Annotated in this window: 13 protein-coding genes and 1 pseudogene; all 14 read right to left on the bottom strand. The window is 53.5% G+C overall.

The window, feature by feature from the left end; genetic code table 11:
- Positions 1-161 precede the first annotated feature (161 nt).
- On the bottom strand, positions 162-1,127 hold the full coding sequence (locus AB1I67_RS10440) for a carbohydrate kinase (protein WP_367029804.1): 966 nt from the start codon (positions 1,125-1,127) through the stop codon (positions 162-164).
- Positions 1,087-2,607 (bottom strand): glycoside hydrolase family 32 protein, encoded by a 1,521-nt coding sequence (locus AB1I67_RS10435; protein ID WP_367029803.1) that lies wholly within the window; start codon positions 2,605-2,607, stop codon positions 1,087-1,089. The genes AB1I67_RS10440 and AB1I67_RS10435 overlap by 41 nt, the downstream gene beginning before the upstream one ends.
- Positions 2,608-2,647: 40 nt before the next feature.
- Positions 2,648-4,543 carry a glucose PTS transporter subunit IIA gene (locus AB1I67_RS10430; RefSeq protein WP_367029802.1) on the bottom strand — a complete coding sequence of 632 codons (1,896 nt, stop codon included), beginning with the start codon at positions 4,541-4,543 and terminating at the stop codon, positions 2,648-2,650.
- A gap of 295 nt (positions 4,544-4,838) precedes the next feature.
- Complete coding sequence (locus AB1I67_RS10425) at positions 4,839-5,723, bottom strand: hypothetical protein (protein WP_367029801.1); 885 nt, start codon at positions 5,721-5,723, stop codon at positions 4,839-4,841.
- Positions 5,704-6,198 (bottom strand): sigma-70 family RNA polymerase sigma factor, encoded by a 495-nt coding sequence (locus tag AB1I67_RS10420; RefSeq protein WP_367029800.1) that lies wholly within the window; start codon positions 6,196-6,198, stop codon positions 5,704-5,706. Before AB1I67_RS10420 ends, AB1I67_RS10425 begins: the two co-directional genes overlap by 20 nt.
- 108 nt (positions 6,199-6,306) lie before the next feature.
- Positions 6,307-6,660 (bottom strand): hypothetical protein, encoded by a 354-nt coding sequence (locus AB1I67_RS10415; RefSeq protein WP_367029799.1) that lies wholly within the window; start codon positions 6,658-6,660, stop codon positions 6,307-6,309.
- Between the two features lie 96 nt (positions 6,661-6,756).
- The gene (locus tag AB1I67_RS10410; protein WP_367029798.1) at positions 6,757-7,548 is read right to left on the bottom strand and encodes a class I SAM-dependent methyltransferase; all 792 of its coding nucleotides are present in this window, start codon (positions 7,546-7,548) and stop codon (positions 6,757-6,759) included.
- A gap of 24 nt (positions 7,549-7,572) precedes the next feature.
- Positions 7,573-8,004: a TetR/AcrR family transcriptional regulator gene (locus AB1I67_RS10405; protein ID WP_367029797.1), complete on the bottom strand. Its 432-nt coding sequence runs from the start codon at positions 8,002-8,004 to the stop codon at positions 7,573-7,575.
- 308 nt (positions 8,005-8,312) lie between these two features.
- A complete protein-coding gene (locus AB1I67_RS10400; RefSeq protein ID WP_367032604.1) occupies positions 8,313-9,143 on the bottom strand; it encodes a trehalose repressor in 831 nt (276 codons plus the stop codon).
- A 12-nt stretch (positions 9,144-9,155) separates the two neighbouring features.
- Positions 9,156-9,284: pseudogene (locus AB1I67_RS10395) on the bottom strand (LacI family DNA-binding transcriptional regulator); the annotation flags it as partial.
- A gap of 76 nt (positions 9,285-9,360) precedes the next feature.
- Positions 9,361-10,002: a hypothetical protein gene (locus AB1I67_RS10390; RefSeq protein WP_367029796.1), complete on the bottom strand. Its 642-nt coding sequence runs from the start codon at positions 10,000-10,002 to the stop codon at positions 9,361-9,363.
- A 2-nt stretch (positions 10,003-10,004) separates the two neighbouring features.
- The gene (locus AB1I67_RS10385; protein WP_367029795.1) at positions 10,005-11,726 is read right to left on the bottom strand and encodes a hypothetical protein; all 1,722 of its coding nucleotides are present in this window, start codon (positions 11,724-11,726) and stop codon (positions 10,005-10,007) included.
- Positions 11,727-12,572, bottom strand: coding sequence for a carbohydrate ABC transporter permease (locus AB1I67_RS10380; RefSeq protein ID WP_367029794.1), 846 nt, complete (start codon positions 12,570-12,572; stop codon positions 11,727-11,729).
- Positions 12,569-13,369 carry a sugar ABC transporter permease gene (locus AB1I67_RS10375; RefSeq protein ID WP_367032603.1) on the bottom strand — a complete coding sequence of 267 codons (801 nt, stop codon included), beginning with the start codon at positions 13,367-13,369 and terminating at the stop codon, positions 12,569-12,571. Before AB1I67_RS10375 ends, AB1I67_RS10380 begins: the two co-directional genes overlap by 4 nt.
- Positions 13,370-13,389: the final 20 nt, after the last annotated feature.

The following is a 13,389-nucleotide window of genomic DNA, read 5'->3' as shown; positions in this document are numbered from 1 at the left end:
ATCACAGAAAGGGGTACTTCGTCGACAAATCTTTATTCGTATGATCTATATCCGGCTATTCATCTGCATGGGATCTTCCGCCGGTCCGTGTATCTGCTTGATTCGGGCCACTAAAACCAGCCTCGTGTTATTCCTCAGATCTGCACAGGTTTCCAGAGCGGTTAAGTCTCTTCGCTCATCTCCTCCATAGTCGGATAAGAGGCGATCGCCCCATGCTTCATCACGCTCTTTGCACAGAACCGGTTTGCAAACTCCAGATACTTTGTCATCTGATCCGGCGTCAAAAGGCCTAAGTCTCCCGCCCCCACGCCGTCTGCTGCCAGACAGTGAAGAAACGCTCCGATAAAGCCGTCCCCGGCTCCGGTAGTGTCCACCGCCTGTACCTTCCGTCCCTCCGATACCGCCCTGGCGGAAGCGGTATAGCATTCCGCGCCGCCCGCTCCCTTCGTGTAGATCACAAGACGGGTGTTGCCGATCAACAGCTTCGGCAGCGCCTGCTTTATATCACTCAGCCCAGTGATGAATTCCAGCTCTTCATCGGAGATCTTCAGGATATGGGAGAGGGGCGCAAAGGCCCGCACAGCCTGTTTCAGCCCGTCCAGATCGTCCCACAGCTGCGGGCGCAGATTCGGGTCAAAGCTGACTAAAAGCCCTTTGTCCAGCGCGCACTGGATGGCTTTGTTGTGAGCCTCCTTCATGGGATAATTCCCCAGGGACACGGAACAAAAATGCAGTCCATAGGCATTGTCAAACCACGCCGCATCCACCTGCTCCGGCTTGAGCAGCATATCAGCCCCCGGCTTCCGGTAGAAGGAAAACTCCCGGTTCCCATCCTCTTTTAATGCAACAAACGCCAGAGATGTGTTGGCCTCCTTTGTCCTTCGGATATAGCCGCACCCAATCCCGCAGGAAACAAACTCCTCCACAATCTTATCGCCAAACGGGTCATCGCCCAGCTGCGTCACCAGAGCCGCTTCCCCGCCCAGCTTCACATAAGCGCCGCAGACATTGGCCGGCGCTCCTCCCACCGCGGGGCGAAAGCCGCACACATCCTTTAACGCTTTCCCTGTCTCCTCCGGTATAAAATCAATCAGTGCCTCTCCAATCGCCAATAACCGTTTCATCATCCCTTACCTCCATCGCTTTCATATGCCAGAAATGTGTGACTGCCCGGGCGCCGCAGCCCTGGATCCGGACACTGCTGATGCCTTCAGGCTCCCCTCCGGCCAATTCCCCGGATACCTCCGGATAGAATCGGCCGCACATCACACGTTCACCCCCATTGACAAACAGCTCCAACACAGAATGGTCGCACAATACCCGGATATCCGTCAGCTTCTCCAGCTCCATTCTCCGGACGCGCCGTCCCCGGCCCCAGTCCTCTGCTTCTGTTTTACCATCCGGGAACTCCCATGTAAACACTTTATTTTCATATTTCAAAAATAAATGGTCTTCCATCGATATCTGAAAGCGCTCCGTCTCCATCTGCTCGATCTGCAGCCAAAAAGAAAAATCTTTTGTCTCCACAGATACGGCGTCCCCGGAAAAGCTCTGTCCATCCTCTTTCAGCACCTGAAGCTCTGAGGCCGGATTCTGAAGGATCTTCCCCGCCTCCACCGTCAGCTCTCTCGGGATCGTCAGGCAATGCAGCCAGTCATTCTCCACAGTCGGATTGTCATATGGCGTATCGGGGAGTCCGGTCCAACCGATCAGAAGCCGCCTTCCGTTTTCATCTTCAAAAGTCTGCGGGGCATAGAATTCAAACCCCATATCCCATTCCGTAAAGTCTTTTGCGTCCACTGTCTCCCCGTCCAGCCACACATAACCGGACTGGTCCGTATTCTGAAAACGGTATGGCTCCGCCAAAAGCCCCTGAGGGCAGAAGGAAAGGCAGGTCAGATCCCCTATGGAAAACAGATCCGGACACTCCCACATATAACCGAATGGCTCCGGTGTCGTCAGCTCCCGCTTAAGCTCCCAGTGTATCCCGTCTCCGGATTGATACAGCAGGACTGCGCCGAAATCCTTTCGTGTCAGCGGCTGGCTGCCGGCAGCGGCTTCTGCCGCCGTACCGCGCTTCCTTCCGCCCAGGACCATGTAATACATACCATGCTCCACAAATACTTTTGGGTCCCGTACGTGGCAGGTATAGTCTGACGGATAGTCTGCATCCGTCATCAAAAGCTGCTTTTCGGAAAAATGGATCCCGTCCGTGCTTTCCGTGCAGACCACATTGGCCTCTCTGCCGGAATCAATATAATCGTAGTCACCCTCCAGCTTTACATTGCCCGTATAATAGAGCCGCAGCTTCTGCTGCCCGCCCGGAATCTGTGCAGACGGTTTGTTTATGACCACAGCCGAGCCGGAGTATGCGCCGCTCCGGTCAAAATCCCGGTCCGGCCGAAGTGCGGTCCCGGCAAACCTCCAGTTCACCAGATCCGCGCTGGCATAATGCCCCCAGCACTTCTGCCCATCCTGGGGCCAGTCCGGATCATATTGAAAGAACACGTGGTACTCTCCCCCAAACTGGCACAGCCCATTCGGGTCGTTGAGCCAGCCCTTCGGAGGCATCAGATGAAATCCCATACGGTAACAGTCTTTTTTCATAGCAGTCTCCCTGATTGTTTCCAGATTGTTTTTTAACAGTTTATTTCACCACAGTCATCACGTTCACCGCGCTGTCCCCATGTCCTTCTGATGCGCACCACACCTGGCTGTACGCCGGGGTATTGGCCAGGATCACCATGGTAGTCGCGTCATAGCCGCTGTCCCGGATTCCGTCGATATCAAACTCCAGCAGCAGATCACCCTTCTTTACCTTCTTCCCGGTCTCTGTATGGATCTTAAAATACTTGCCTTTTAAGTCCACCGTGTTGATGCCTACATGGATCAGAAGCTCTGTATCTGCCGGTCCCTTTAAGCCGACAGCATGCCCGGTCTCAAACACCATGCTCACTTCTCCGTCAAAAGGCGCTGTGATCCTGCCGCGCTCCGGTACGACCGCCACAGTCTTTCCTATGATCTCCTGGGCAAAGGTCTCATCCTTAACCTGGGCTGCCGGAATGATCTCACCCTCCAGCGGACAGTAAATCTCTGCCCTGGAAGCCGCCTCCACAGTGTCAGCCTCCACTTCCATCCTCTTAGAACTGCTCTCTTTACTGCTGCCCTTCCTTTTGTCGCCATCCCCCTTATAGAAGATCCATGACAGGCTGAAGGCCACAACCACAGATACCACGATCACCATCAGATAAGCAAAGCTGTTCTGTGTCGTGATCAGGAATCCAAATACGCCCGTAATACCGTAAGCAGTTGCTCCTACCTTCATGATCCCCGCCACCAGGCCGCCGGCAAAACCGCCGATACAGCCGGCAGCAAACGCGCTCATAAACCGGATATTTACACCAAAGATAGCCGGTTCCGTGATCCCCAGGAAGGCCGACAGGGAAGCCGGAAGAGCCATGGAGCGGGTCTTCTGGTTCTTTGTCCTGAGCGCCACCGCCAGCGCCGCCGCACCCTGCCCCACATTGGCAGCCGTCGCGATCGGCATCCACACATTCAGGCCTCCAGCGCTTAAAAGACCGGCCTCCAGCGCATTGTACATGTGATGCACTCCGGCTACTACTGTGGGCGCATAGACCGCGCCAGCCACCGCTGCTCCGATACCGAAGGGCAGGCTCACCAGATACAGGGCGCCGTCAAATACCATGTTCTCCAGGAAGGAAAATACAGGACCGATGACCGTCAGGGTCAGATAACCGGTCACCAGCACCGTCACCAGCGGGGTGACGAACAGATCGATGATCTCCGGGACGATCTTGTGCAGCTTCTTCTCAAGAGAAGACATCAGCCAGACAGCGATCACCACCGGGATCACATGTCCCTGGTAGCCCACCAGATTCACATCATACAATCCAAACCATACGGACGCAGACGGAATCGACTCTAAAGAAGCTACGCTCCAGGCATTGACAAGATCGGTGTGGATCATGATCATACCGATCACTGCGCCCAGGAAAATATTGCCGCCAAATACCTTCGCGGCGCTGACCGCGATCAGGATCGGAAGGAAAACGAACGCCGCGTTGGAAAACAGATGGATGATAGTGTAAGTCCCGGACTGGGTCATGGCCGGGAATACATTGGCAAGCCCCTCCAAAAGCCCCATCAGAAGACCGCTGGCTACGATCGCCGGGATGATCGGCACAAACACATCTCCCAGAGTCTTGATCGCCCGTTTGAATACATTCTGTTTGGCTGCCGCCGCCTGCTTTACCTCATCCCTGGAAGCTTCCGAGATCCCTGCAAGCTTGATAAACTCGTCATAAACCTTGTTTACCGTCCCGGTGCCAAAAATGATCTGGAGCTGCCCCGATGCGAAGAACACGCCGCTGACACCCTCAATATTCTCCACCGCATCCCGGTCACACCTGTCATTGTCTGCAATGACCAGCCGCAGACGTGTAGCGCAGTGTGCCGCGGAGATCAGATTGTCCCCGCCGCCAATGTAACGGTAGACTTCGCTGGCTGCTTTTTTGTAATCCATGCTTCTTCTCCCTTCAATTGTTCGTTATAATAAGTTTGCATTCATGCGAGAACGATATCATTTAAATACTCAATATACTACATAGTATTTATATAATATATATTTTCTTTTATGGGATCGTTCTCATATCTTATGGTTTAATAATAACGTTTTTTACTCACTATGTAAATTGCCATTCTATCCAATTTTCCTTTTCTTTTTTATACAAATTAGACAAAAACACAGAAAGCGGAAAAGATGTCTGCATCAACATCTCTCCGCTTTCTTTCCGGTTATCACTCCGTTTATTTTATGATCAGTGCCAGCCTCTGCCATGATGGTTCCCGCTCGTGCCGCCCCTGTCATTTTCAGGTTCATCGCTCCTGCCCCCATGCACTGCGCAGCCACGGCCCTTTGCAGTTTCCTCCGGACCAGTCCCGGCATCCGCTCCGGTATCGTCCATATTGGCCGGCCCGCTGCCGTTTACCTCATCTTCCCTCGCCGCACAGCCATGCTCGTGAGCGTCGATCTGATGGTTGATCTCCGACATTGACATGCTCCGGCAGTCCTCCACCGTGACATTTCCATCATACTGTGCCAGCTCCAGATAAGCCGCATATTTTCCAAACGACACTCCATGTCCATGGGCTTCCGTAACCAGGCTGGCATCCACATTCACGCTCTGCCCGCCGTGGCCCTTGCAGCCATGGCTCTGTTCTACGCCGGCCTGCAGACTCTGCTCCTTTTTGTCCACCTGGGATGCAACCGTAAAGGTCAGCACCGCATCCTGTGTCAGATATCCGGACATGGCGTCACTCTCCACGATCGTGTCAATGGCCTCCACATAAGGTTTCCCCTTCACGGATATCCCGTCTAAGACAATCTCACCGTCCTCATTGTAAGCCGCCGCCGACACCACCCGGTCCAGCCGGTTGAGCGCCAGCTCGATGGAAGGATTTACATCGATACTGATATAGGAGACCGGTGTGCGGACCACCGAGTAACCGACGGTCCCGGCTGTCACAAGAAGCGCCAGGCAGACTGCCGCCGAAAGGCTCTTCATGGAAACCGTCAACCCAAAAAACACGCCAGGACGTCTATTGCGGCGCTCCCGCTCCTCTTTCAGATACTGGAGAGTAGAAGACTTCAGCTCTTCGCTGGCCTTTACAGATGCAAGCGCATCATACACCCGGTTCGCCAAGTTCCTCACCTCCTAATCGTTCTTTCAGCATCCCCCGTCCGCGGGACAAAAGGGAGTAGACTGTGTTTTCTTTCTTCTTTAAGCTCCCGCCGATCTCCAGGGCGGAATAGCCTTCAAAATAGTAAAGATATAAAACGTCCTTATATTTTACCGGAAGCTCCAAAAGCGCCTCCAGCACACCGTACTGCTCCGCATCCATTCCCGAGGACTCCTCCGTCAGGACCTCCAGCGGGACCGTTTTGTGACGAAACATCATTTTCAGATAATCCTTACAGGCATTGATGGACACCCGGACAAACCACGCCTTCTCATGCTCCGCGCTCTCAAACCGACCCTCATACAGCAGGTATTTGAGGAACACATTCTGGAAAACATCCTCTGTGTCGGCATGATTTTTCAGGCGGTAAAAGCAGATACGTCTCACCATATCCGCATAATCTCTGACAACCCGATTTATTTCGTTTTCACTCTGCATCCGGGTGCCCCTCCTTTGCCTCTCTCTGCTCTACTCTGCCCCTATCGTCGGTCTTTGTCTGCCGGTTATGCTGCCGCCTGTACTGGGCTTGGCATCACCTTTCAGGCTTTAGTGGCACCCGCCGTGATGGCCTCTGCGCCCGGAACCGGTACGTCTGGAACTGCTGTTTACAGAACGGCTGTGTCCGCATCCGTCCCTGTGCGTCCCATTACAGTCATCTCTATAATATCCTCCTCTTCCATCCACATCGCTGCATGCTCCCACATGCCCTTCATGCCCGCAGTGGGCCTGCTCATTGGCGCAATTGTCACAGATGCCGTCCCCGTCATCATCAAGATAAGCGCAATAAGCATAACTTCCCGGACCTGCCGACGGGGCGCTCACCGTATTCGCTGCAAACGCCGTCATCCCCATCGCTGCCATCATCACAACTGTACTGCCTGCCAATATTAATTTTCTCATTTTTATCTCCTTTATATTACGGTTTGTTGTTCTCCCTGTTTTGGGACTTCACATATAATACGACAGGGAAATCAGGAACCTTGCATTCATTACAAATTATTTTTTAAATATATCTACCGCATGGCTGGTGATCCCCACCATGTCTTCGCGCTCGCAAACAGCCAAATGGTATTTCAGATATAATGCAAACGCGTCGTCATCCATAGCGTCCACGGCTTCCCGCATAAACAGTGCACAGCCGTCAGCAGCCACATAATGCAGCCGTGTTACAGGAAATGGAGACATCAGCTCATCGATATCCTCCTTCCGTACCAGCTCAAACAGATCCTTTGGTTCTGACCTGGCGGCAAAGGTCTCTGGATCGAGCAGACCATTTTGAATATACTCAGAAACATTGATATTGCCCCGGTGGAACCCCTCGTCAAGGAGGCACCCATCCGAAATAACATAGGCAGCGAAAATAACTCCGCCTTTCTTAGTCACGCGGACCGCCTCACTCAGTGCCTGCCGTTTGTCCTCTGTGCTGTAGAGATGGTACAAAGGGCCCAGCAGCAGTGTTATATCGTATTGATCATCCATGATGCCGGATAAGTCCATGGCGTTTCCCTGTGTGACCGATATCCTTTCATCCGGCTGAGTATTCCGGCGGAAGATCTCTATATTGTGCTCTACCAGCTCCACCGCGTCAACGGCATAGCCCTGACGCGCCAGCGCGTGGGAATACCGGCCGGTTCCCGCACCGACCTCGAGCACACGGCTGCCTTGCCTTAAAAATTTGTCAATATAATGCATGGTAGTTAAAAACTCTACGGAACCATGTTGAAAAGACAGCCTGCTGTCCTCATCATAATGATTATAAAAATCAATTAAATACTGGTTTGTTTTCATATGGCCTCCCTTCTGCGCCCCATTTCATGAAACATCTGGATTCCAGTCAGGCTTTTCCTGCCTGATAAAAGCCGACAGCACATCTGTCACCATATTTTCCGCATCGGTTCTGCTTAATGATAATTTCTTTGTGGCTGTTAAAACTGCGATACCATGGGTATAGAGGAACAGATCCAAAAAGATCCCTTTTGCCCGTTCTGTCTCTATCCCTATGGTCTCCGAAAAGATCCCGGCTCTTTTCACATTGTCGCTTTCCCTGTAGAAATCTTTTGCCTTCCTCATATCCAGATCCATCTCATTGATAAACAACAGCTTAAACAGCTGCGGCTCCTCCCGGGCGAATCCAATATAGGAAAGAGGCAGGATCAGGTAAGGACTGGCGCCTGAAACAGCGCCATAATCAGATACATAGCGCTCATAGCAGTCATAGGCAAAGGCCAGAAAGTCTGTTTTCAACTCCTCCATGTTTTTATAGCAGGTAAAGACCGGCCGCGTAGAACACTAAGCTTTCCTGCGATACTCCTTGCGTTGACAGTCTCAAAACCTGTTTCTCTTGTGATTTCCAGGACTGTATTCAAGATCATTTCTTTTGTGATTCTGGCTTTAGGCGGCATATGATTCCTCTCCATGATCGTTCTTTTTTGCAACAAATGTTATGCAACTATTGTTGCATATAAATCCGATTATGTCAAGACATTAAAAAGAGAAGGTCCGCAATCCCCTCTCTTTTCGACCATCGATATCCGGTTAATGCCCGTTGCCCGTCACCGCAGGCTGCCGCCCTCCACGATCTCATAGCCCATCTTCACTTCCCGCACAGCCTCCCCGGGATTCTGTATCCGGTCAAACAAAAGCCTGGCGGCCTCCATGCCGCTGGTCTTATAGTAAAAATGTACGGTCGCAATGGATGGCCTTGTCACCTTCGCTATCATGGAATCGCCCACCCCGGCAAGAGCTACATCCTCCGGGACCCGTTTTCCCGCATCCTCCAGACACATCTTCGCTCCCACCGCAATGGAATCTGTGGCGCAAAAGATCCCGTCCAGCCCAGGCTCCTGATCCAAAAGCTTTTTGCAGCCCTTATAACCTGCATCCATGGAGAAATCCCCCTCCACGGCACAGGTCCTCACACGGTCGCCTGCTCCAGCCTGAAATCCTCTCCTGCGCTCTTTTCCCGCCGCCACATCCCGCTGTGTCACGCCGATATATCCAAGAGTACCGGCATGCTTTGCCAAACGCTCCGTCATCTCCTTCGCCGCATGGTAATCATCATGATACACGCAGCTGTATCCGGGCAGGACCTGTCCCAAAAGGACCACCGGGACCTGCATCTCCTTCAGCCGCTCCTTGTGGGCTTTTGTAAGGATCGTCCCGATCAGGATCACCCCGTCCACCTGGTTGTATTTAAACAGATTTAAGTATTTCAGCTCTTCCTTCTCATCGTTGTCCGTATTGGCAAGGAGCATCTGGTAGCCTTCCTTTGCCAGGACCACACTGATGCCCGCCACCATGCGGCTGACCGACTCTGAATTGATCTTGGGGATGATGACCCCGATAATATTGGTCCGCTTCAGCCGAAGCTGCTGGGCCTGCACCGACGGTTCATACCCGGTCTCCTCGATCACCTTGCGGATCTTCTCCCGCTTCTCCTCACTGACATACCCATCGTTCAGATACCTGGACACCGTGGCCCTGGATACTCCTGCCATAGCTGCGATTTCATTGATCGTCATTGCTCCTGCGCCTTCCTTTTCATTCTCTAACCTTCATTATAGCGGAAAGCAGACGTTTAAACAATAACATATTGATCAGTTAAAACCCCAGCCCCTCAAGCCTCTCCTTCACCCGCTCCCTGCCCTCGAACAGAAAAGCCGCCTGCTCCACACGTCCTTCGTCGGCAGGAAGGAGCAGAAGTTCCTCCTTCTCATCGATGACCGCAGCCACCCGGTAGGTCTTGTCCTCGAATTCCAACAGGTTCCCGCAGGTCTCCACCGCGCCGTACAGCGCAAAGGAAAGTCCCTCCGTCACCACACAGTCCCGCGCCCCCATAGCCTGGCTGTAAGAGCCGTCCAGGACTTTGGCAGGCCATACTAAGGACATGGTCCCATAGGCGTATACCACTCCTGTACCTGCCCTGCGGGATGTGACCGGATCGGATGCCTCCCCCTTCTCCCCGTAACGCCACCCGGCCAGGTCGGAAAGCCCCGCCATGCCGTCTTTCTCCTGTTTTGCCAGACCTTTTAGGTCCTCCACCGTCACATTTTTCATACGGCAGTCCACCTCCACACGGCAGAACCCGTGAAAGAATGACAGGGCTGCCGGCCAGAGAAGGGCGATGGTCAGCACGCACAGGGCAGCCGCGACCCCTGCACTGATCATATCCTGCTTTCTGGCTCTCCATATGCTTCTCCACCTGTCATCCCATCTGTTTTTCCACTCACGATTCCAATCCATCCTCAATTTCCTCCCGCAGATGAAAGAGGCCTTACCCGGTCTCCCACATTTACAACCCGGTCGCTGCCGCTTATGATCCTGTCCTCACTTGTAAAGGTCCCCTGCACCGCCGCCACGGTATCCCCGGAAAACAAGAGCTCCACATCCACCCGGGCCGCCCGGTATTCCTCTCCCAGTATGGTGTTGCGGTTCTGCAGCACCAGGCAGAAGTAGCCTGACATATCCTTTCTCAAGCTATTTAACGGGATGACGATATTGTAGACATCCGTCCTTTTTATACACTCAAAACTTCCTCTCGAACCAAGCGACGCACCGCCCTCTGGTACCTTTGCCAGGAAAGTTCCGGTTTCACCGCTGGTGACTAAATCCACCTGGCTGGCTGTAAGGGCGACAGAACGCTGCTCCCCATCAAAATGCACATTCACTTCATCCCCCTCACTCACATTCCCATCCTCGTCCCGGTCAAAGCTTCCCTCAAAAACAAGGTCGCCCGACGACAAAAAGAAACGCTCCTCCCCGGTCAGCTTTTTACCCTGCTCCACCTCGGCGAGAGTGACGGTGCCGTCACAGGGAGCCGCCACCATACCGCCTGCCGCGATCAACTCCTCCAGCTCCCACAGAAGCTCCCTCTGCTCCGTAAGCGCAAGCTCTGTCTCACGGCATCGAAGCTCTGCAAGCTGCACCGCCTGCTCCGCTGTCAGCTTTTGGGCGTGGTCATTTTTCTTTGCATTATCGACCGCAAGGGCAGCCGCATTGACCGCATCCGCGGCACCCTGCTCTTCTTCCAGGGCTGTCTCCAGGCTTTTATCTGCTGCACTGACCGCGTTTTCATAAGTTTCCTGCAAAGCAAGCCGGGCGCTTGTGATCTCCCGTTGGGAACGGTTGTAGATCTCTTCCTTTCTGTCCATGTCGTCTTCTGCCTGAATGATCGTAAGATCCCATTTTTCCTCCGCCAGGTCCAGCTCCTCCTCGTACTCATCCAGGAGATCGTAAAGCTCCTCGATCTCTGACTGGTCGGCGTCCTCCTTCGCCTCCAGCCGTTCCAGTTTCCTTCGTGTATCCTCAAGCTTCCGCTTGATCCGCCTGATCTCTGCCTCCTGATCAAGCTGCGCCGTATCATACTCGTTCTGGCTCCGGTTGTAATCCTCACGGCTCTGGCTGATCAGCTCTTCATCCGACAGCTCCAGCCGCTTGTCGTAGTACTCCCTTAACCGGGTCAGCTCTGCATCATGCTCCGCCGCTGCCTTTCTAGTCTTCTCCCGCTGACGGGCCAGGTTTTTCTCCGCCGCTGCCAGGGACTGCCGGGCCAGCTCTGTATCGGAAACTCCGTCATAGCGCTCCGCCCCCAGCCGCTCCTGCTCCAGTTTAAGCTCCAGGCTGCTGATCTCTGTCAACAGCATCTTCTGCTTATCAGCCATGGAAAGGCTGTCATAGTAAAATAACGGCTCGCCCTCTTTTACCTTTGCCCCCGGCCCCGCTTCGACCTTTCCGGCCAGAAGCCCCTCCGTGACCTGGATGCCGGTCAATTCCCCCGCTTCCACGGTCCCGGTCCCCTTCACGGTCTTTACCACGATCCTCTTTTCCGGAAGGGACGTCTCCACCTTTGCTACCCGGTAGGAATCCACGATCCTGGACATGACCGTAAAAAAGAGCATACAGCAAAAAAATCCCAGCAAAAGACGCCGGTATATCCGTTTTTGTCTTTCCGCCTTTTTATTCTCCATCTATTCCTTCACTCCTGATGCTGCAATCCCCTGCTCCAGATATGCCTGCCCGTTCAAGTATAAAAGAACCGGCGGCAAAAGCGCCACAAACCCGGCTGTAAACGCCAGGGACGCATTGTCCGCCGTCACATTCGGCAGATACAGGGACAGGGGCCACAGCTCCTTATTTTTGATAAACGTCAGCGGTGGTTCAAGCGCATTGAAATACTCAAAAAAGCCCAGCAGCATCGCCGTCATGATCCCCGGCAGGCCCAGAGGCACGCCCACCCGGAAAAAAGCATCCCAGCAGCCGCCTCCGTCTATGTATACCGCCTCGATGAACGACTGCGGGATGGACTCAAAGAATTTCTCCATAACAAACACTGGAAACGCTGCAAATATGCCCGGCAGGATCACGGACAGATGCGTGTCCAGAAGGTGCAGCCTGTCAAGCACCAGATAGGAAGGCACCATCGTAACCTGAAACGGCATGATCATCAGGACCAGATATAGAAGAAACAGCGTTTTCCTGCCCTTAAACCGAAACCGGGCAAATGCCCACGCCGCCGGCAGCCCCACAAGAAGCTGGCCTGCAAGGACCGCAAACACCTGAAGCATGGAATTCCAGAACATTACAAAAAAGCCCGGGGAATGAAAAAGCAGTTCTGTATAGGGCTTAAGGGATGGGTATGACGGCAGGATAGCCGGCTTAACAGACTGTTTCCCCAGTTCCAGAACCGGAAGGTACCGGTACAGCAGCTCATCCTCCGGCATGAAGGAAGCGGCAAACAAAAGAAGCAGGGGCAAAATAACAAAAATCAGGGAGCAGAACAGTAAAATACCCCCTGTCAGATATTTTTTTCTCATACCTCTCTCTCCTTTTTCATAGTTCCAATGACCACCGGCACGGCGATCACGATCGTAAGGAGCACTGCTCCGCCGCTCATTTTCTGCACATCCAGATTTAAGAACCAGTGGTTGAACAAATGCTGCAGCATATAGATCCTGTCGTTGGGATAGGAACCTGCCACCACGTATGCTTCCCGGAACACCTTAAAGGAATTGACCACCGCCAGAAACAGGATCATGCCCGTGGCGCTTTTTACCTGGGGCAGCGTGATGTAGCGCAGTTTCGTAACCGCCCCCGCCCCGTCCACTTCCGCGGCTTCATAGAGGCTGTCTGGTATCCCGGAAAGGGCAGCCAGCCATAAAAGCATCTGATAACCTGTATTTTTCCACAGATAAGCCAACACCAGCACCCAGAAGGAACTGTCCCCATAGATCCAGTCCACCTCCAGGCGGAATATCCCGTTGACGATCCCGTCAGCACAGAACACCATCCGCCATAACAGGATAACGCTGGCTGCCGGGACCGCCACCGGCAGCACCAGCACGGTCTTAAAAAAGCCGGCCTCCCGGTTGAAGCTGTAGACCAGCAGGGAAAGCGCAAAGGACAATACCATAAGAAGCGGCAGCGCAACAGCCATGAACCGCAGGGTATTGGCCGCCGCCAGACGGAACGCGCTATTTGTACAGATACCCCGGTACACAGAAAGCCCCTGGAACGCTTTCCCTGTGCTGTCAAAAAACGACCTTCGCACCGCGTCCAGAAAAGGAATCAGCACAAAGACCAGGATGCCAATCAGGCTGGGAGCCAGAAACATCCACACCGGCTCCCTCCTCC

The sequence above is a fragment of the Clostridium sp. AN503 genome (assembly GCF_040719375.1).
Taxonomy (GTDB): Bacteria; Bacillota; Clostridia; order Lachnospirales; family Lachnospiraceae; genus Brotaphodocola.
Note: the sequence above shows the minus strand (reverse complement) of the source record. Positions and strands in the feature narration are given on the sequence as shown.